Source organism: Eubacteriaceae bacterium Marseille-Q4139, from assembly GCA_018223415.1.
Lineage (GTDB): Bacteria > Bacillota > Clostridia > Lachnospirales > Lachnospiraceae > CABSIM01.
The window spans coordinates 3,584,939-3,603,045 of record JAGTTQ010000001.1; the positions used below are offsets into that span (position 1 = coordinate 3,584,939).

16 protein-coding genes are annotated in these 18,107 nt (G+C 53.6%); 15 read left to right on the forward strand and 1 reads right to left on the reverse strand.

Features of this window, described 5'->3' with window-relative positions:
* Positions 1 to 3: 3 nt before the first annotated feature.
* The 7 genes from KE531_17130 to KE531_17160 all read left to right on the forward strand — a co-directional run bounded on the left by KE531_17130 (position 4) and on the right by KE531_17160 (position 6,809).
* Positions 4 to 2,064, forward strand: a complete 2,061-nt coding sequence (locus tag KE531_17130) for a YgiQ family radical SAM protein (GenBank protein MBR9955313.1) — start codon at positions 4 to 6, stop codon at positions 2,062 to 2,064.
* A gap of 6 nt (positions 2,065 to 2,070) precedes the next feature.
* Positions 2,071 to 2,868 (forward strand): SDR family NAD(P)-dependent oxidoreductase, encoded by a 798-nt coding sequence (locus tag KE531_17135; GenBank protein ID MBR9955314.1) that lies wholly within the window; start codon positions 2,071 to 2,073, stop codon positions 2,866 to 2,868.
* 50 nt (positions 2,869 to 2,918) lie between these two features.
* Entirely contained in the window at positions 2,919 to 3,434 is a 516-nt protein-coding gene (locus tag KE531_17140) for an O-linked GlcNAc transferase-like protein (protein ID MBR9955315.1), read from the forward strand.
* Between the two features lie 12 nt (positions 3,435 to 3,446).
* Positions 3,447 to 4,454: an RluA family pseudouridine synthase gene (locus KE531_17145; GenBank protein MBR9955316.1), complete on the forward strand. Its 1,008-nt coding sequence runs from the start codon at positions 3,447 to 3,449 to the stop codon at positions 4,452 to 4,454.
* Positions 4,455 to 4,504: 50 nt separating this feature from the next.
* Positions 4,505 to 5,053 carry a Holliday junction resolvase RecU gene (locus KE531_17150; GenBank protein ID MBR9955317.1) on the forward strand — a complete coding sequence of 183 codons (549 nt, stop codon included), beginning with the start codon at positions 4,505 to 4,507 and terminating at the stop codon, positions 5,051 to 5,053.
* Positions 5,054 to 5,120: 67 nt separating this feature from the next.
* Positions 5,121 to 6,359 (forward strand): peptidase T, encoded by a 1,239-nt coding sequence (gene pepT, locus KE531_17155; protein ID MBR9955318.1) that lies wholly within the window; start codon positions 5,121 to 5,123, stop codon positions 6,357 to 6,359.
* A 93-nt stretch (positions 6,360 to 6,452) separates the two neighbouring features.
* Positions 6,453 to 6,809: a hypothetical protein gene (locus tag KE531_17160; protein ID MBR9955319.1), complete on the forward strand. Its 357-nt coding sequence runs from the start codon at positions 6,453 to 6,455 to the stop codon at positions 6,807 to 6,809.
* Between the two features lie 72 nt (positions 6,810 to 6,881).
* Here the strand turns inward: KE531_17160 and KE531_17165 are convergent, their stop codons facing one another.
* Complete coding sequence (locus KE531_17165; GenBank protein ID MBR9955320.1) at positions 6,882 to 7,778, reverse strand: DUF4392 domain-containing protein; 897 nt, start codon at positions 7,776 to 7,778, stop codon at positions 6,882 to 6,884.
* Between the two features lie 264 nt (positions 7,779 to 8,042).
* Here KE531_17165 and KE531_17170 point away from each other — a divergent pair, with 264 nt between their 5' ends.
* The 8 genes from KE531_17170 to KE531_17205 all read left to right on the forward strand — a co-directional run bounded on the left by KE531_17170 (position 8,043) and on the right by KE531_17205 (position 18,040).
* Positions 8,043 to 8,360, forward strand: a complete 318-nt coding sequence (locus tag KE531_17170; protein ID MBR9955321.1) for a DUF3870 domain-containing protein — start codon at positions 8,043 to 8,045, stop codon at positions 8,358 to 8,360.
* 747 nt (positions 8,361 to 9,107) lie between these two features.
* Positions 9,108 to 10,013, forward strand: coding sequence for an ABC transporter permease (locus tag KE531_17175; protein ID MBR9955322.1), 906 nt, complete (start codon positions 9,108 to 9,110; stop codon positions 10,011 to 10,013).
* 538 nt (positions 10,014 to 10,551) lie between these two features.
* Positions 10,552 to 11,532: an ABC transporter permease gene (locus tag KE531_17180; protein MBR9955323.1), complete on the forward strand. Its 981-nt coding sequence runs from the start codon at positions 10,552 to 10,554 to the stop codon at positions 11,530 to 11,532.
* A 15-nt stretch (positions 11,533 to 11,547) separates the two neighbouring features.
* Positions 11,548 to 12,525, forward strand: a complete 978-nt coding sequence (locus KE531_17185) for an ABC transporter ATP-binding protein (GenBank protein MBR9955324.1) — start codon at positions 11,548 to 11,550, stop codon at positions 12,523 to 12,525.
* Entirely contained in the window at positions 12,522 to 13,502 is a 981-nt protein-coding gene (locus KE531_17190) for a dipeptide ABC transporter ATP-binding protein (GenBank protein MBR9955325.1), read from the forward strand. Before KE531_17185 ends, KE531_17190 begins: the two co-directional genes overlap by 4 nt.
* 70 nt (positions 13,503 to 13,572) lie before the next feature.
* The gene (locus KE531_17195) at positions 13,573 to 15,426 is read left to right on the forward strand and encodes a hypothetical protein (protein ID MBR9955326.1); all 1,854 of its coding nucleotides are present in this window, start codon (positions 13,573 to 13,575) and stop codon (positions 15,424 to 15,426) included.
* A 136-nt stretch (positions 15,427 to 15,562) separates the two neighbouring features.
* On the forward strand, positions 15,563 to 16,711 hold the full coding sequence (locus KE531_17200) for an aldo/keto reductase (GenBank protein ID MBR9955327.1): 1,149 nt from the start codon (positions 15,563 to 15,565) through the stop codon (positions 16,709 to 16,711).
* Between the two features lie 15 nt (positions 16,712 to 16,726).
* Positions 16,727 to 18,040 carry a sodium:proton antiporter gene (locus tag KE531_17205; protein MBR9955328.1) on the forward strand — a complete coding sequence of 438 codons (1,314 nt, stop codon included), beginning with the start codon at positions 16,727 to 16,729 and terminating at the stop codon, positions 18,038 to 18,040.
* The last annotated feature ends 67 nt before the right edge of the window (positions 18,041 to 18,107 follow it).

Consider the following 18,107-nt stretch of genomic DNA (forward strand, 5'->3'; position numbering starts at 1 on the left):
TTTATGATACAGGACTTTCTTCCGGTATGCCGGGATGATATGAAAAAACGCGGTTGGGAGCAGTGCGATTTCGTCTATGTCTGCGGCGACGCCTATGTGGATCATCCGTCCTTCGGACATGCCATCATAAGCCGTGTGCTGGAGTCCCATGGCTATAAGGTGGGAATTTTAGCTCAGCCGGACTGGAAAAACAAGGAGAGCATCATGGCCCTCGGCGAGCCGCGTCTCGGTTTCCTGGTGAGCGCCGGAAACATGGATTCCATGGTGAACCACTATTCCGTCTCCAAGCACAGAAGGGAGAAGGACGCCTACACGCCGGGCGGCGTCATGGGAAAGCGGCCGGACTATGCGACGGTCGTCTACTGCAACCTGATCCGCACGGTCTATAAGAAGACGCCGGTTATCATCGGCGGCATCGAAGCCAGCTTACGGCGCCTGGCCCATTACGATTACTGGTCGGGGAAGATGAAGCGGTCGATCCTTTTAGATTCCCAGGCGGATCTCATTTCCTACGGCATGGGGGAAAAATCCATTGTGGAGATTGCCGATGCCTTAAATTCCGGCCTTGACGTAAAGGACATTACATTTATTGACGGGACAGTTTATAAGACAAAGAAAAAGGACAGCATTTACGACGCCGTATTCCTGCCGGATTATGATGAGCTGAAGGCGGAAAAGAGAAAGTATGCGGAGAGCTTTTATATCCAGTACAGCAACACCGACCCGTTTTCCGGGAAGCGGTTAGCGGAGCCCTACGGCGACGTGTTCGTGGTGCAGAATCCGCCGGCAAAGCCTTTGACGACGCAGGAAATGGACGACGTGTACGCCCTTCCCTACATGCGGACGTACCATCCGTCCTATGAGGAAGCCGGCGGAATCCCGGCCATCCGCGAGGTGAAGTTCAGCCTGATAAACAACCGCGGCTGTTTCGGCGGGTGCAGCTTCTGCGCGCTGACCTTCCATCAGGGGCGGATTATCCAGGTGCGGAGCCATGAGTCCATCGTGGCGGAGGCGAAGCTTCTTACGGAAGAACCGGACTTTAAGGGCTACATTCACGACGTGGGCGGGCCGACGGCAAACTTCCGGTTCCCGGCCTGCAAAAAGCAGCTCACGAAGGGCGCATGTCCCGGAAAGCAGTGCCTGTTCCCGAAGCCGTGCGGGAACCTTATTGCCGACCATAAGGATTATATTGAGCTTTTGCGAAAGCTCCGTGCGCTACCGAAGGTGAAGAAGGTGTTCATCCGTTCCGGAATCCGCTTTGACTATGTGCTGGCCGATAAGAAAAAGGATTTCTTAAGGGAGCTCTGCGAGTACCATGTGAGCGGACAGCTAAAAGTGGCGCCGGAGCATGTGGCCGACAATGTGCTTAAGCGGATGGGAAAGCCGGAAAATGCTGTTTACCGGAAATTTGTGGACGAGTACAACCGGATGAATGAAAAGCTTGGGAAGAAGCAGTACCTTGTGCCGTACCTGATGTCGTCCCATCCCGGTTCCACGTTACATGAGGCCATCGAGCTTGCCGAGTACCTGAGAGATTTGGGCTACATGCCGGAGCAGGTACAGGATTTTTACCCGACGCCGTCGACGATTTCCACCTGCATGTATTACACGGGCCTCGACCCGCGCACCATGGAGCCGGTCTATGTGCCGACGAATCCCCATGAGAAAGCCATGCAGCGGGCCCTGATCCAGTATCGGAACCCGAAGAATTACGACCTGGTGCGGGAGGCGTTAAGGAAGGCCGGCCGCGAAGACTTAATCGGCTATGACAGGCGGTGCCTGGTACGGCCGGAGCGGAGCGGCGGGAAAGCCATGGACGGCGGAGCGCGCGCTGCGGCCGGGGCCGCCAGGAACGCAGGCGCAAAGGGCGGTGCCTTAAAAGGAAGCGGCAGTTCCGGAGCGGCGGCCGCAAAAAAAGCCATGGGCGGCGCTGTCCCGGGAAAGGGAAGCCGTGCCGGGGCCGCCGGAAAGACAGCCGGCTTTTCTGGCAGCCAGAAGAAGGCGTCTGCACCAGCGAAGAAAAAGACCATACGGAATATCCATAAATCAGTGAAGGGCAGGTAGTCGTGCATGAAAATTGCAGTTGTTACCGGGGCGTCCTCGGGAATGGGGCGCGAGATGGTGTACCAGCTTGCCGACCGGTTCGCCGGCCTGGAGGAAATCTGGGTGATCGCAAGGCGGGCAGAAAGGCTCAAAGAGTTTTCCGGCCATGTGACAGCGGCTGTGCGGATTCTCCCTCTCGACCTTACCAAAAGGGAGGATATTGAGAAACTGAAAGCAGAGCTTAAGGAGCGGGAGCCGGAAGTGAAGGTGCTCGTAAATGCGGCCGGCTTTGGAAAGACCGGCGCCTGCGGGACGATCCCGTCAGAGCTTTCCATGGACATGGTGCGGTTAAACAACGAGGCGCTTGTGGCCGTGACGGAGGCGGTGCTCCCGTATATTTCCGCAAACAGCCGGATTATCCAGTTTGCATCGGCGGCCGCCTTCCTTCCTCAGCCGGGCTTTGCCGTCTACGCGGCCACAAAGGCCTTTGTCTTAAGTTACAGCCGGGCCCTGTCTGCGGAGTTAAAGTCCAGGAAGATTTTCGTGACGGCCGTCTGTCCTGGGCCGGTGGCGACGGAATTTTTTGATATCGCCTTAAACGGCGGGAAGCTGACCTCCTATAAGAAATGGGTGACGGTGAAGCCGGAGATGGTGGTTCGCCGGGCCATTGCCGACAGCTTAATGGGAAAGGCCATGTCGGTTCCGGGACTTCCCATGAAAGCCTTTTACGTCCTCTGCCGCCTTCTTCCCCACAGCTTCCTGATGCAGTTCATTTCCTGGCAGGATGACGGAAAAAAGAAAGGAAAAAGTGAGGCAGAAGCTTGAAATACAACAGAAAGAAAGGTACCTTCGGGTACCGGAAATACCATAGAAACATGCAGTGCGCCGTGGTGGCCGTGCTGGCTGCGGCCATTCTCATCCAGCTTGGCGCAAGACAGCTTACGGCGGCTCAGTCCTTTAAAAATGTGCTGACGGTGACGGCAATCTTAACTGTCCTTCCGATGGCGAACGTGGCGTCGCCGCTTCTTGCGGCCTGGCGGTACAAAAGCATCAGCCGGGAGTTTTACGAGGCCTGCCGTCCTTATGAAGAGAAGGTGCCGATGCTCTATGAGCTGATCATCACGTCAAAGGAGATGATCCTGGCCGTGGACGCGGCGGCCGTCCATCCCTCCGGCGTTTATCTTTACTGTCCTGGGAAGACGGATGTGAAAAAGGCCGAGCAGTTTTTAAATTCCATGTTAAAAAGCTGGAAGTTGGACGGAAACGCCAGGGTAATCACGGAGGAAAATGTCTTTTTTAAGCGCCTTTCCAGCTTAAAGCCCATGACCGAAGAAGAGGACGATGGGAGCGTGGACTATACGGTGAACCTTTTAAAGAACATGTCCATGTAGGAGCGGAAAGCCATGAGAGAGATCAACATCGGAAAAAACGAGGCCGGCCAGCGGCTCGATAAATTCCTTGGAAAATACATGAGCCTGGCCGGAAAGGGCTTTCTCTATAAGATGATGCGGAAAAAGAACATCGTTTTAAACGGGAAAAAATGCGCCGGGCAGGAGCTGCTAAAGGAAGGCGACGTCTTAAAGCTCTTTCTTTCGGACGAGACCATAGAAAAATTTTCGGAGACGAAGAAGACGGCAGTCCGGGAGACGGCCCTGGACATCTTCTATGAAGACGGTGACATCCTTTTAATCAACAAGCCGTCGGGGATGCTCTCCCAGAAGGCGAAGGAGACGGACGAGTCCCTGGTGGAATACGTGATTGCCTACCTTTTAAGAACCGGGGCCGTCACGGAGGAGGAGCTAAAGACTTTCCGTCCGTCGGTCTGCAACCGTCTGGATCGGAACACCAGCGGCATCGTGGCGGCGGGGAAGACCCTGGCCGGACTCCAGATGCTTTCGGAAGTTTTCAGGGAGCGGAGCGTCCACAAATATTACCTCTGCATCGTATCCGGCGTTATGAAGGAAAGCTTGACGGCGGATGGATGGCTTTTAAAAGACGAGGCAAAGAACCAGGTGCGGATCCTCGGGAAAAAAGAGGCGGAAAGCATGTTAAAAAAAGGCGGGGAAAAGCCGCTTCCGATCCGCACAAAATATGAGCCGGTCTGCAATAACGGGGCGTACACGCTTTTAAAAGTGACGCTTTTAACGGGGCGCTCCCACCAGATCCGCGCCCATCTGGCGTCTCTCGGCCATCCGATCATCGGCGACGGGAAATACGGAAATGCGGCGGAAAACAGGCGGGCAAAAGAGCGCTACGGCGTTACCTCCCAGCTTCTCCACTCCTACCGCCTGGAGTTCCCGGAGCTTGCCGGAAGCTTTCGGAGACTTTCCGGGAAAAGCTTTGAGGCAGACCCGCCGGCAGAATTTCTTAATATGGCAGAGGGAGAACAGCTTGCTTGTTTACATAAATAATTTATGTAAACTTTAAAAGATAGACAGACATCAGAGAGAGGGCAGAACCCATGGGAACATGGAAGACGAGGGGCCTTCGCGGCTCCACACTGGAGGAATTCATCAACAGAACCAACGACAGCTACCGGGAAAAGAAGCTGGCGCTGATCCAGAAAATCCCGACGCCGATCACGCCCATCGAAATCGACAAGGAGAGCCGCCACATTACGCTGGCGTACTTCGACATGAAGAGTACGGTGGACTATATCGGGGCCGTGCAGGGCATTCCCGTCTGCTTCGACGCAAAGGAGTGCGCGGTGCGGACGTTCCCGCTCCAGAACATTCACCCGCACCAGATCGCGTTTATGAAGGAGTTTGAGGCCCAGGGGGGCGTGGCCTTTATTATCCTGTCGTTTACGGCGGAGAATGAGATTTATTACATCCCCTTCGATGTGATTGATGGCTTCTGGAAGCGGATGGAGGACGGCGGCAGGAAGAGCTTCACCTATGAAGAGGTAGTGCCGCTTTCCTGGAAAATCAGGAGCCACAGGGACATGCTGGTGCATTATCTGGAGGTGCTTCAGATGGATCTCGACCGGAAGGACGGAAACGGCGCCTGAAAAAGCAAAAACAATGATATCCGGCCGCATCCAGCGGCTGAAAATAAAGCAAAAAGGAGAATGGAATATGTCGAATGTAGTGGATAAGTTTTTACGGTATGTGGCGGTTGATACTCAGTCCGCAGAGGGGGCAGAGACAGTTCCGAGTACGGAAAAGCAGTTTGCCCTGGCAAAGCTTCTGGTGGAGGAGCTTAAGAATATCGGGGCAAAGGACGTTTCCATGAGCGACCATGGCTACGTTTACGCGACGATCCCGGCAACGGTGGAGACCGACGGGCCGGTTGTGGGCTTTCTGGCCCATATGGATACGTCGCCGGACTGCTCCGGGGAGAATGTCCATCCGCAGCTCATCAAAAATTATGACGGAAAGGACATTATCTTAAATAAGAACCTGGGCATCCATATGTGTACGGCGGATTTCCCGTATCTGAAAAATTATGTGGGCATGGATCTGATTACGACCGACGGCACGACGCTTCTTGGCGGCGACGACAAGGCCGGCATTGCCGAGATCATGACGATGGCAGAGACGCTTCTTTCCCATCCGGAAATCCCCCACGGCACCATCAAGATCGCCTTCACGCCGGATGAAGAGGTTGGACACGGCGTGGACTTCTTTGACGTTCCCGGCTGGGGTGCAGACGTGGCCTATACCGTAGACGGCGGCGCATGGGGCGAGATGGAGTATGAGACCTTCAACGCAGCGGCCATGAAGGTTACAATCCACGGAAGGAACATCCATCCCGGCAGCGCAAAGAATAAGATGAAGAATTCCCTTCTGATTGCCATGGAGTTCCAGAGTATGCTTCCGACGGCGGAAAAACCGGAGTACACGGAGATGTACGAGGGCTTCTTCCACTTAAACCATATGGCTGGCAGCGTGGAGGAGACGGAGCTTCACTACATCATCCGCGATCATGACATGGGAATCTTCGAGAACCGCAAGGCCCTCGGAAAGAAAATCGGCGATTTCTTAAATGAGAAATACGGCGCAGGCACCGTGGACGTGGATATCTCCGACACCTACTACAACATGGCAGAGAAGATCCGTCCGAACATGTATTTGATGGACGTGGCGGCAGAGGCCTTTAAGGAGCTTGGCGTTGAGACGCCGGGAGTCCGTCCGGTACGCGGCGGCACCGATGGCTCCAGGCTCTCCTACATGGGCGTTCCCTGCCCGAACCTCTGCACCGGCGGCCACAATGCCCACGGCAAATTTGAGTTTGTCTGCATTCAGTCCATGGAGAACACGGTGGCGCTGCTCCTTAAGCTGGCAGAGAAATTCAAGGATGTAAAGCGCGCATAATTCATAAGAAAAGGCTTGAACTTTTTCCGCCGCTTTGCCATAATAGCAGTGTAAGAGAAGACAAAATGATACAGAAAAGAGGCAGGTACATATATGGATTATTTGCTTTGTGTCCCGAACATGGATCGTGTTTCCAGGGATACCTGCAACGCAGTCAACAACATTCTGGCGAGGATGTCGGAAAAATATAAGCTTCGGATTATCCCGGAGCCGGTTCGCATGAAGAAGGGGAACTGTCCGGATTACTGCAAGAAATTCCGGATTTACAAAGATCTCAGAGAACCAGGCGGAAACGGCGAGGCGTACCTTCTGAAAGAAGAGGAAGAAATGATTTTAAGCGTCTGCAAGACGCCGGAGGAGGTACAGCTCATGAAAAGCTGTACTTATGCATACTGCTATCCGGCGCAGTGGGTGTTAAAGTCCTTTAAAGACAAAGAAAAACAGAAATAGATGTTCTGTGCGGCCAAAAAACGGGCGGCCCGGGGAGGTTGGTTCCTCCTTCGGGCCGCCCTGCCGTTTTTTCTAGGCCGTTTCCCTGGCGGCGCCTTTCATGGCCGTTTCCGTCAGGCTGCGGACGGTTCTTAAAAGGGAGAGATGCAGGGAGAGCGGAAGCGCATCGACGGTGGCCTCCGGCCGTTTCGTACAGCCGTCCACGCCGCCGGCCGCCACCACGCGGCGGAGCATTTCAGCTTCCTCGTCCTCCGACGGCAGCAGGTCTTTCCCGCACATGACGGAGAGGAGAGAGGCGATGCCCCATCCCCACCAGTTAGAGACGCCGGCTGCCAGAGTAAACATGGCGCTTTCCGACGCACAGATGGACTGGCCGCAGGGGACGTGGGAGCGAATTTCCCGTTCAAAGGCGCCCATTCCCATTTCATTCCCGCCGTCTCCGATGGAGATGGTGACGGCGCCGGACTTTCCCGCCTCCGAGAGGAAAAGGGCGGAATCCGTGACCATGTCGTCGATGATTTCGCCGCGCATGTTGTGGTAGTGGCCGTCGGCGGCTTTTCCCGGCCGCTCAAGGCTTATAAAGTGGGTGGGGGAGAAATCCCGGATGCAGCTTCTTATAAAAGCGTCGGTTCCCGTTTCCGGCAAGACCAAAAGCCCTGCCTTCGGCGCGCGAAAGTCCAAGGCGGCCTTTAAAAGCGGCGCCGAGGCGGCATCGGTAACGACGAGGGCCTGGCATCCGGCACCTGTCAGGGCCGCCGCCAGGTTCGCGGTTCCGGAGGGGCCGTCGGTTTCGCCGGTGAAGCTGTCTTTTCCCGTCCGCACCGGGAAGCCGGTAAGCAGCAGGACGCGCTTTGCGCCGCAGAGGGAACCTGCCGTCTCGGCAGCCGGAGAGGGCGGAAGCGAGGCGAGAAGCCCGCGGTTTCCAAAGTCCTGTTTCATGACGGCGTCCAGTTCTTCATAAAAGTTCATAAGTATGTTCTCCTTGTCTTTGTGGGAACGGCAAAAAGAGCCACGTATCCCTCTTAAGGATCCATGGCTCTTATTTATGGTGGGAACATCCGGGCAGGAGTCCCGATAAATAAAAAAATCCGTATCTGTTTTCCATCCATATATTAAAAGAAAAGAGCCGGTTTGTCAACCGAAAAATTGCCGCATTTGCCGGCCGGAAATAAGTGGAAAAAATGCGGGAAACACGGTATAATAGCCATATCAAAAAAGCCTGAGAGGTGAGCCATGTACGGAAACGATACGATCCTTGTGGTGGGGCAGGCGAAGCCGAGCCGCGAGGATGCCATTTATAACCTGCACGGGGAATTTTACATCAGCCTCGTAGTCGAAAAAGAGAGCGGCAGGATCCTGGATGTGGAGTGCAACACGATCCTGTCTGTCACGAGGAATTTCATCGCCTCGATTTTCATCGGGAAAAGCCTGCGTACCGATCTTAAGGAGCTGGAGCAGGAGATCCGCTCCCGGTACTTCGCCCTGACGCAAAAACCACTGATTGCCTGCATGAAAGATGCCTATAATCGCTACATAATGGCTGTCGGATAAAATTTTTCTCATCAGTAAAAGAACATTATTGACAAGATTCGAGTCCTATGATAAAGTGATTCTGCAAAAATGCACAAAAGCCTGAAGTAAAACCAACTGAATGTCAAACCCCCTGGAAACAGGGGCTATGAATACCCTCCCCCCAATTTTTGATTGGGGGGGGGTATTTGCCGGTAATTGGTACTTCATCCTGCGTGCATTGGAAAATATTTTCTACGGGAGGATATGATGAAACTCCAGATTTTAGAAGCCATGAAGAAAATGTATCGGCGTCCCCTCTACCGTATATTGATGTTTATTTTGGGACTGCCGACCTTTCTCGTCACGCTGGCTGTCTGGCTGACCCGCAACCTGAGTTCCGGCAAAAAAGACGCCATCGAAAAGGCAAGGAAGGAACTGATGGAGTCGCTCGAAGCCGACGGCACGGCCGCATCCCTTCGAAAAAAAGCCGAACTCTATCTGAAAAACAAGCTGGACTTCTTTGAAAAGAAGATGTCCCCGGATGAGATGAAGCGCCAGGTGGACAAGACGGTAAAAAAAGAGCTGGAAGAGCTTGTGAACCAGCGTCTTGATGCCGACAAAGAAATCCACGATTGGAAAGAAAAATCTTCTTTCCCCTTCATCCTGGAAGAGCTGCTTGGGAATACCGGACTGTTCGTCCTGTCTGTCGTGACTTCATTCCCGCTGTATATTTTGGCAGCCATTTATTCCAACCCATACGGAAAATACATCCTGGAACGTCTGATCATGATGATCTTCGTTATCTTCGGCGTTGTGTTCTTCGTATTCACAATCCTTCACCTTTCCCCGATGGATCCGGCCGTCAACATCCTCGGCGTAACCGCGACTCCGGAACAGGTGGAAAACTTCAATAAGATCTACGGCCTGGATCAGCCGTATCTTGTCCAGCTCTTTAACTGGTTCAAGAAGATCCTGACCCTGGATATCGGAAATTCCTATCAGGGCAACGAAGTCGTTATGGAAGCATTGATGCGGAAGTTCCCCGTAACCTTGCAGCTTACCCTGGCCTCCCTGACAATCGCCATCATCATTGCGATTCCGGCCGGTATCGTATCTGCTGTAAGACAGTATTCCGGCTTTGACTACGTTTTCATGCTCCTGGCGCTGTTAGGCCTTTCCATCCCGAACTTCTGGCTCGGCCTGATCTTAATCTTAAACTTTTCCATCAACCTTGGCTGGCTGCCGGCGACATACTCGCCTACCAACTGGCTGACGCTTATCATGCCTGCCATTGTCCTTGGAACCTCTCTTGCGGCCAGTGTGGCCCGAATGACCCGCTCGTCCATGCTTGAGGTTATCAGTGCCGACTATATCGTGACGGCGCGCGCAAAGGGTCTCAGCAAGAAAACGGTGATTTTGAAGCACGCCCTTGGCAACGCCATGATCCCGATTGTAACGGTTATCGGCCTTCAGTTCGGCGGAATGCTCGGCGGCTCTGCCGTTACGGAGAAAGTCTTCAACGTAAACGGTATCGGAAGCTACATCGTAGACAAGCAGTTCATCCCGGACATCCCGATTGTCCTGGCCGGCGTGGTCTACGTGGCGATCATCATCAGTATCGTAAACCTCCTGGTGGACATCCTGTACGCGTTCTTAGATCCGCGTATCAAGTCCAAGATCAAGAGTCAGTAAAGGAGCAGTTATGGAAAACAAAGACTACATAAAAAGAGAAAGCAGACGCATCCTGAAAAAGTTTCAGGAGGTAAGGGCGACCGGCTTCTCCATGGGCGCCACGTTCATCATTGCGCTCATTATCCTGTTTAATTCATACAGCCTGAAGACGATGACCTTTAATTCTGCTGTTTTCAGCGCCGGTGTCTTCTACGGGGTAACAGCAGTCCTTCAGCTCCTTATCTGGCTGAAAATGAAAAAGGATATTGTGGCAAACAAAGAATGTCCGGCAGGAACGAGAAAGCTTGGGATTATCATGATCCTGCTCCTGTTCACAGGCAACATTTTCGCCGGCATCGCAGGTTTCCTGACCGTGAAAAAGGAAAAGACTATCGAGTATATTCTTTCTATTTATATGACGCTCATCACAATCTCGGTGCTTTTCGTTTCCTTAATCAATATTTTCAAGCCTTTCGTTGCCAATACGTTTTTCATCGGCATGGGACTTCTCATCGCTGTGCTTGTATTTGACATCGTGTCCATGATCCTGATTTCCAGAATGGTTTCGGGAAAGAACGTGGATCCGAAGTTAAAATGGCTTGGCTATGTCCTGGTCCTTACCTGCGTTACGGGAAACATCTTCGGCCTGATCCTCGGCCTGATCCTGCTCACCAAGATCAGACGCCGCGGAGAGAAGGGAATCGTTGAGTGGATTGAAGTGATCCGCCGTATTTTCAGGGACAACATGGCAGCTCTCGGATTTTTCGTCGTAATCTTCCTTCTGAGCGTGTCCATCTGCAGCTACCTGACCTTCGACTACTATGTGGCGACAGAGAATGATTACAGCGCCCTGCTTTTAAGCCCGAGCATCGTGTACCCCTTCGGTACGGATAACTACGGCCGCTGTGTCTTCACGCGCATCATATTCGGCGCCAGAATTTCCCTTGTGGTCGGTATGCTGTCCACAGCTATGCCCATCGTCATCGGCGGCGTCCTTGGAGCTGTTACCGGCTTCTATGGCGGAAAGATTGACAACGCAATCATGCGTGTCCTTGATATTCTTTACGCTGTTCCCGGCATTTTGCTTGCCATCGCCATCGTGGCGGCTTTCGGAGCAAACACCTTCAACCTGATCCTGGCACTGAGCCTTGGAAATGTGCCGGTTTACGCGAGAACCGTCCGCGCCACGGTTATGGGACTTTCCAGCAGTGAGTTCGTGGAGGCGGCGAGAGCCTGCGGAGCCCGCGACTACATTATTATTTTCAAGCACATTATCCCCAACTCCCTGGCTCCGATCATCGTAAGGGCTACCTTAAGCATCGGCGGTGCAGTTCTTTCCACCAGCAGCTTAAGCTACTTAGGGTTAGGCGTTGAGCCGCACATCCCGGAATGGGGCAATATCTTAAAGATCGGAAGCGAGTACCTGGAGACCAATTCCTACCTGGCAATCTACCCCGGTCTGGCAATCATCGTGCTGGTACTGGCGTTCAACTACTTAGGAGACGGCCTGCGTGACGCATTGGATCCCAAGCTGAAATAAGGAAGGTAAAGGCACATGAGCGAAAAAGATACAATTTTGGAAGTGAAGAACCTCCATGTCCACTATGTGACGGATGACGAAGAGGTGAAAGCGGTCAACGGCATTTCCTTCTCCTTAAACAGGGGCGAAAGCCTTGGCCTTGTGGGCGAGACCGGTGCAGGAAAGACGACGACGGCCCTGTCCATCATGCAGTTAATTCCGGATCCGCCGGGAATCATCACCGAAGGCGAGATCCTGTTTGAAGGAAAGAACCTGATTTACAATACGGATGCAGAAAACCAGAAAATCCGCGGAAACGGAATTTCCATGATTTTCCAGGATCCGATGACGGCCTTAAACCCCATCATGACCGTCGGCGACCAGCTTACCGAGGCGCTCATCAGGCACCAGAAGATCGGCAAGGCCGAGGCTCAGAAAAAGGTTAAGGAGATGTTAGAGGTCGTAGGCGTAAAATCCGACCGTTTCGACGACTATCCGCATCAGTTTTCCGGCGGCATGAAGCAGCGTGTGGTTATCACCATGGCGCTTCTCTGCAACCCGGAGGTGTTAATCGCAGACGAGCCGACGACGGCTTTGGACGTTACGATCCAGGCCCAGGTTCTCGACATCATGATGAACCTGAGAGAGAAGTACAAGATGGCCATGATCTTAATCACGCATGACCTGGGCGTTGTGGCAGAGACGTGTGACCGCGTTGCCATCGTCTATGCCGGCGAGATTGTGGAGATCGGAACCGTGAAGGACGTTTACCTGCATCCGCTCCATCCCTACACCCGCGGCCTTTTCGACTCGATCCCGAAGATCGACGAAGACACGGAACAGCTTATGCCCATCGACGGCATGATGCCCAACATGGCGGATCTTCCGTCCGGCTGCTGCTTCCATCCGCGGTGCAAGTATGCAAAGCCCATCTGTTCCCAGAAGGTGCCGGAGACTGTCGGCACGAACCACAGATGCAAATGTCATTTCCCGCTGGAGGAGGTTAAAGAATGAGCAGCCCATTATTAGAAGTACAGGGATTAAAGAAATTTTTCAACGTGGCAAACGGCGGCGTCCTCCATGCAGTTGACAATGTGTCCTTCACCATCAACGAAGGCGAGACCCTCGGAATCGTAGGCGAGTCCGGCTGCGGAAAAAGTACCCTTGGCCGTGCCATTTTAAGGCTCCACGAGCCGACGGCAGGCAAGGTCATTTATAACGGCATGGATATCACTTCCTTTGACAAGGAAGAGATGCGGAAGATGAGACAGCATATGCAGATCATTTTCCAGGACCCTTACGCCTCCTTAAACCCCAGGTTTACGATTTCCCAGATCATCGAGGAGCCGTTAAAGCTTCACAAGCTCTATAAGAGCGATGCGGAGCGGAAAAAACGCGTACAGGAGTTAATGGAGCTGGTTGGCTTAAGCCCGGCCATGGCAAACCTCTATCCCCACGAGTTTGACGGCGGACGGCGCCAGCGTGTCGTTATCGCAAGGGCCCTGTCCATCAACCCGAAATTCGTAGTCTGTGACGAGCCGGTTTCCGCCCTGGATGTGTCGGTTCAGGCGCAGATCTTAAACCTGATGATGGAGCTTCAGCATAAGCTGGGCCTGACGTATATTTTCATCTCCCACGACCTGTCCGTTATCAAGCATATCTCCAACGATATCGGAGTTATGTACCTGGGACAGATGATCGAGAAGACGACGAAAAAGAATATCTTTAACAGGCCTCTTCACCCGTACACGGTGGCGCTCCTTTCGGCAATCCCGTCCACCAATGTGCTGGAGAAGAAGAAAAAGATCATCTTAAAGGGCGAGATTTCCTCGCCGATCAATCCGAAACCGGGCTGCCGGTTCAGCCCGCGGTGCCCCTTTGCCGAGGATATCTGCCGTCAGGTGAATCCGGAGCTCAAAGAGGTGGAGGAGAACCACTTTGTAGCATGTCACCGCTGCAAGGAAATGATGAACGGATCTCTGCACTTTTAATCAGAAAAGTGCCTGAGACATAGAGGCGTGCGGCAAAGGCCGCGCAGAAAATGAAAAAAGGAGAAGAAGCATGAAAAAAAGAAGATTGATGGCCCTTTCTCTGGCTGCTGTCATGGCCCTTACGACGGCATGCAGCGTGCAGACGAGAGACAGCGCCCAGGGAACCCAGGCTGGCGGAAGCGGCCAGGCGGCAGCAGGAAATACAAGCACCGCAGCAGGCTCCGCGGATCTGACACTGTTGTTCATGAGCAGCAACGAGGAAGCAGGAAACGTCGTCCGTGACCAGCTTTCCAAGGCAGGCTTCAATGTGAAGTTAAACATGCAGCCGGATTACTCCAGCTACAAATCCCAGATCGAGGCTGGAAACTATGATATCCAGATCTCCGGCTGGACAACCGTAACCGGTAACCCGGACTATGCCGTAAGAGCCCTGTTTATCACAGGCGGCGACAGCAATGACCAGCCGCTGTCAGATCCCAAGGTTGACGAGTTAATCAACAAGGCTGCCACCGAGACTCCCGAAGACTATGTGGCAACCTACGCCGAACTGGAAAAATACATGGTAGAAGAGCAGGCGTACATCATCCCGCTGTTCCAGAACACCAAGTCCCAGGGTGTATATACCAAGAAGGTGGATCCGGATTCCGTAAGAATTTCCAAATCCCGTTCGATGGTATGGGAGACTATCGATTTCTCTGACGGAAGCGACCCGGAGACCGAGACGCTCATCACGCAGCAGTCCGGCTCTGCCATCACTTCGTTAGACCCGATCAAGGGCAACGACGGTACCATGAACATGTTAAGCACCAACATGTATGTGCGCCTCGTGAACCTGACCGACGACGATCAGGTTGTTGCTGACGGCTCCCTGTCCTACAACTACTCCATCGCAGAGGGCAACAGCGACTATTACTTCATCTTAAGAGATGATATCAACTTCGCACGCGTAGAAGACGGCCATGCCGTTGATTCCGGCGTTAAGGTAGCAGGCGAGGACGTTATTTTCTCCCTGAACCGTGCAAAGAACAAAGATTCCGTACCGAACCATCAGACATACAGCCTTCACGAGCACATCGCCGATGTCCAGATGGTAACGGATATGGCAGAGCTTGAGGGAACCACCGTTTCCGGCAGCGACATGACCATCCGCGAAGCACTTGAGAACGGCCTTGCAGCACCGATTGCCACACTTGTGGACAACAAGGACAGCGTGGACAATGCGGCAGGCGCTTACCAGGTTATCAAGGTGACGACCACCGAGCCGTTCCCGCAGGTATTAAACTACCTGGCTCATCAGTCCGCAGGTATCGTGGACAGCGTTGTTGTGGAAGAAGTGAACTCCACGTATGATGTGGCTACCTACGACGTAAGCAAGGATATCTGCTACGGCGACCAGTCCACCATCACCGAGGGAAGCTCCTACAACAATACCTTATCCTGCAGCGGCCCGTATGTTGCAATTAAGAAGAACGACTACGAGATTACCTTCGAGAGAAACCCGGCTTACATGCCTGGAACGGACAATTATCCGCATATCAAGAACATTTCCGTGAAGTTTATCGCGGACGCCGACAGCGCTCTTTCCGCTTTGAGAAGCGGCGAGATCCATGTGCTTTATTCCGTTCCGGAGAAGAGCTATGATATCGTTGAGAACGATGCGAACCTGAGACTTCAGACGCTCCCGTCCAACGGCGTATCCTACATCCGCTTCAACCTTCTGGACGGCGCACAGACAACGGATGCGACCTTAAGAAAGGCTGTTTCCGCAGCCATCAACCAGGATGAGCTTCTGGCTGTATTTGACGGCACAAGATTCCCGTTATACAGCACCTTAAGCCCGATGGTTGACACGGGAAATACCTTCACCTACACGGCAGGCAAATCCCAGGAGCTCTTAAACGAGTATTTAAGCAGCAAGCAGTAATCGAAAGAACCATGAGGGGAACAGGACATTTTGTGCCTGTTCCTCTTTTTTTGCGGACTTTGCGAACAAAGGGTTGTCTTTTCTGAAACATCATGTTAAAACAGAGGAAAAGGATGGAGAACAGGAGGAAAGATTTATGCGGTACAGAAAATTAGGGAACACGGGCCTTCTGGCGAGCGAGATCGGCCTCGGCGCCGAGTGGCTGGAGCGCCATAATGCGGAGGAAGTGAAGGCCGTCATCGACTGCTGCGAGGAAAACGGCATCAACATTTTGGACTGCTGGATGGCGGAGCCAAACGTCCGCACCAACATCGGCGCGGCCATCAAAGGCCGGCGTGACAAATGGATCATTGAGGGGCACATCGGCTCCACCTGGCAGAACGGCCAGTACGTCCGTACCAGGGAGCTTATAAAGGTAAAGGAGGCCTTTTCGGATCTGCTTTCCCGCCTGGGAACGGATTACATTGACCTGGGAATGATCCACTACGTCGACAAGGAAGAAGAGTTTGAGAAGATTTACGCCGGCGAGTTCATGGAGTATGTGAGAGAGCTTAAAAAGGACGGAACCATCCGCCATATCGGCCTCAGCACCCACAATCCGGCTGTGGCGAAGCGGGCGGCCCTTAGCGGTGAGATTGAAGTCCTTTTGTTCAGCGTCAACCCGGCCTTTGACCTTCTGCCGGACAACGAGGACATCACAAAATATTTCGAGGAATCCACCTACGCGGACGCTTCCGGCGGGATTTCACCGGAGAGAGAGGAGCTTTACCGTATCTGTGAGCAGAGGGGCGTTGCCATCAACGTCATGAAGGGATATGCCGGCGGCCGCCTGTTCGATGAAAAACGGTCGCCCTTCGGCGTGGCATTAACGCCGGTGCAGTGCCTCCACTATGCCCTCACAAGGCCGGCTGTGGCAAGCGTGATGGCTGGCTGCGATACGCCGGAACATGTCATGGCGGCCGTGGCTTACGAGACGGCATCCGAAGAGGAGAAGGACTACGCCAGCGTCCTGGCCGGCGCGCCGCACCATGCGTTCTCCGGCCAGTGTACCTACTGCGGCCACTGTGCGCCGTGCCCGGCCGGCATCGATATTGCCATGGCAAACAAGCTCTATGACCTGGCTGTGATGCAGGAGGAAGTGCCGGAATCGGTGGCGGCCCACTACCATGCGCTTTCTGCCACGGCCGAAGACTGCATCGCCTGCGGCGGCTGCGAGACGAGATGTCCGTTCTCTGTGCCGGTCGTTGAGAGAATGAATAAAATGAAAGAATTATTCCGGAAATAAGGAGGAACCGAAACCATGCCGGAGCTGTTTGCCATGCTTGCATTTATTCTCATCCTGATGGTCTGCCTTGGATCCGGCGGCTCTATTCTGCTCGCTTTGGCTGCCGGATACGCGGTATTCTGCCTGTATGGGGTTTATAAGGGGCATGCCTTGAAGGACGTGGTGAAAATGTCGTTTTCCGGTGTCCGCACGGTGCAGAAGATCCTTTTTATTTTTCTTCTGATCGGCATGCTGACGGGGCTCTGGCGTGCCTGCGGCACGATCCCTGTCATCGTCTGCTATGCGTCTGATTTTGTCCTGCCGTCGGCCTTCCTTCTGATCGCCTTTTTATTAAACTGCGCGGTTTCTGTCCTCACGGGGACGGCCTTTGGGACGGCGGCCACCATGGGCGTCATCTGCATGGCCATGGCGTCGGCCATGGGAGTCAGCCCGTTTTTCTGCGGCGGCGCCATCGTATCGGGGATTTTCTTCGGCGACCGCTGCTCGCCGGTGTCCACCAGCGCCCTTTTAGTCAGCGAGCTGACAAAGACGGATATTTATGAAAACATCCGGCAGATGATAAAAACCTCGGTGCTTCCGTTTCTTCTGTCCTGTGCCGTTTACGCTGTTTTGGGAATGTTTTTCGGCGGAAAAGGAGAGAATATGGACGTGAGAGCCATGTTTTCCGGAAGTTTTCTGCTTCATTGGAGCTTAATCCTGCCGGCGGCCGTGATTTTAGCGCTTTCTGCTTTCCGGCTCCCGGTTCGGACTACCATGGCAGTCAGCGCCGCGCTGGCGTTTGTCCTGGGGCTTTTCGTTCAGAAAACGCCGGCGGCGGAGCTGCTTTCCGCCATGATTTTCGGCTACCGGGCGAAAGACCCGGCGCTTTCTTCCATGATGGATGGCGGCGGCCTTTCTTCGATGGTGAGCGTGGCGCTTATCGTCTGCCTTTCATCGTCCTATTCCGGGATTTTTGAAGGCACCGGGCTTTTAACCAGCATGAAAAAATATATTTCCGGACTCGGGGAGCGGCTTACGCCCTTCGGCGGGATTATGGCCGTGTCGGCGGCCACGTCCATGGTTTCCTGCAACCAGACGCTGGCGGCGATTTTGACCCACCAGCTTTGCCGGGAGATGGAGCCGGACAGGGAAAAGATGGCCATCGACCTGGAAAATTCGGTGATCGTGATGTCGCCGCTTGTTCCCTGGTCCATCGCAGGCGCCGTTCCCCTGGCGACAGTCGGCGCGCCCCTTTCCAGCCTGGCTGCGGCGTTTTATCTTTATTTTCTGCCCATCTGGACCTTTGGAGCGGAATATCTGAAAAAGAAAAAAATGCGTCCGAAGTCTTGACACCGGAAATTGGATGCAGTATCATCCAATTAAAAAGATGTACATACATCCAATTTCAACAGGAAAG

What these genes read in the sequence shown, in the direction of transcription:
- KE531_17185 (MBR9955324.1), top strand. Translation starts at nt 11,548, where the DNA reads ATGAGCGAAAAAGATACAATTTTGGAAGTGAAGAACCTCCATGTCCAC.
- KE531_17130 (MBR9955313.1), top strand. Translation starts at nt 4, where the DNA reads ATGATACAGGACTTTCTTCCGGTATGCCGGGATGATATGAAAAAACGC.
- KE531_17195 (MBR9955326.1), top strand. Translation starts at nt 13,573, where the DNA reads ATGAAAAAAAGAAGATTGATGGCCCTTTCTCTGGCTGCTGTCATGGCC.
- KE531_17135 (MBR9955314.1), top strand. Translation starts at nt 2,071, where the DNA reads ATGAAAATTGCAGTTGTTACCGGGGCGTCCTCGGGAATGGGGCGCGAG.
- KE531_17150 (MBR9955317.1), top strand. Translation starts at nt 4,505, where the DNA reads ATGGGAACATGGAAGACGAGGGGCCTTCGCGGCTCCACACTGGAGGAA.
- KE531_17140 (MBR9955315.1), top strand. Translation starts at nt 2,919, where the DNA reads ATGCAGTGCGCCGTGGTGGCCGTGCTGGCTGCGGCCATTCTCATCCAG.
- KE531_17205 (MBR9955328.1), top strand. Translation starts at nt 16,727, where the DNA reads ATGCCGGAGCTGTTTGCCATGCTTGCATTTATTCTCATCCTGATGGTC.
- KE531_17180 (MBR9955323.1), top strand. Translation starts at nt 10,552, where the DNA reads ATGGTTTCGGGAAAGAACGTGGATCCGAAGTTAAAATGGCTTGGCTAT.
- KE531_17175 (MBR9955322.1), top strand. Translation starts at nt 9,108, where the DNA reads ATGATGATCTTCGTTATCTTCGGCGTTGTGTTCTTCGTATTCACAATC.
- KE531_17170 (MBR9955321.1), top strand. Translation starts at nt 8,043, where the DNA reads ATGTACGGAAACGATACGATCCTTGTGGTGGGGCAGGCGAAGCCGAGC.
- KE531_17165 (MBR9955320.1), bottom strand. Translation starts at nt 7,778, where the DNA reads ATGAACTTTTATGAAGAACTGGACGCCGTCATGAAACAGGACTTTGGA.
- pepT (MBR9955318.1), top strand. Translation starts at nt 5,121, where the DNA reads ATGTCGAATGTAGTGGATAAGTTTTTACGGTATGTGGCGGTTGATACT.
- KE531_17200 (MBR9955327.1), top strand. Translation starts at nt 15,563, where the DNA reads ATGCGGTACAGAAAATTAGGGAACACGGGCCTTCTGGCGAGCGAGATC.
- KE531_17145 (MBR9955316.1), top strand. Translation starts at nt 3,447, where the DNA reads ATGAGAGAGATCAACATCGGAAAAAACGAGGCCGGCCAGCGGCTCGAT.
- KE531_17190 (MBR9955325.1), top strand. Translation starts at nt 12,522, where the DNA reads ATGAGCAGCCCATTATTAGAAGTACAGGGATTAAAGAAATTTTTCAAC.
- KE531_17160 (MBR9955319.1), top strand. Translation starts at nt 6,453, where the DNA reads ATGGATTATTTGCTTTGTGTCCCGAACATGGATCGTGTTTCCAGGGAT.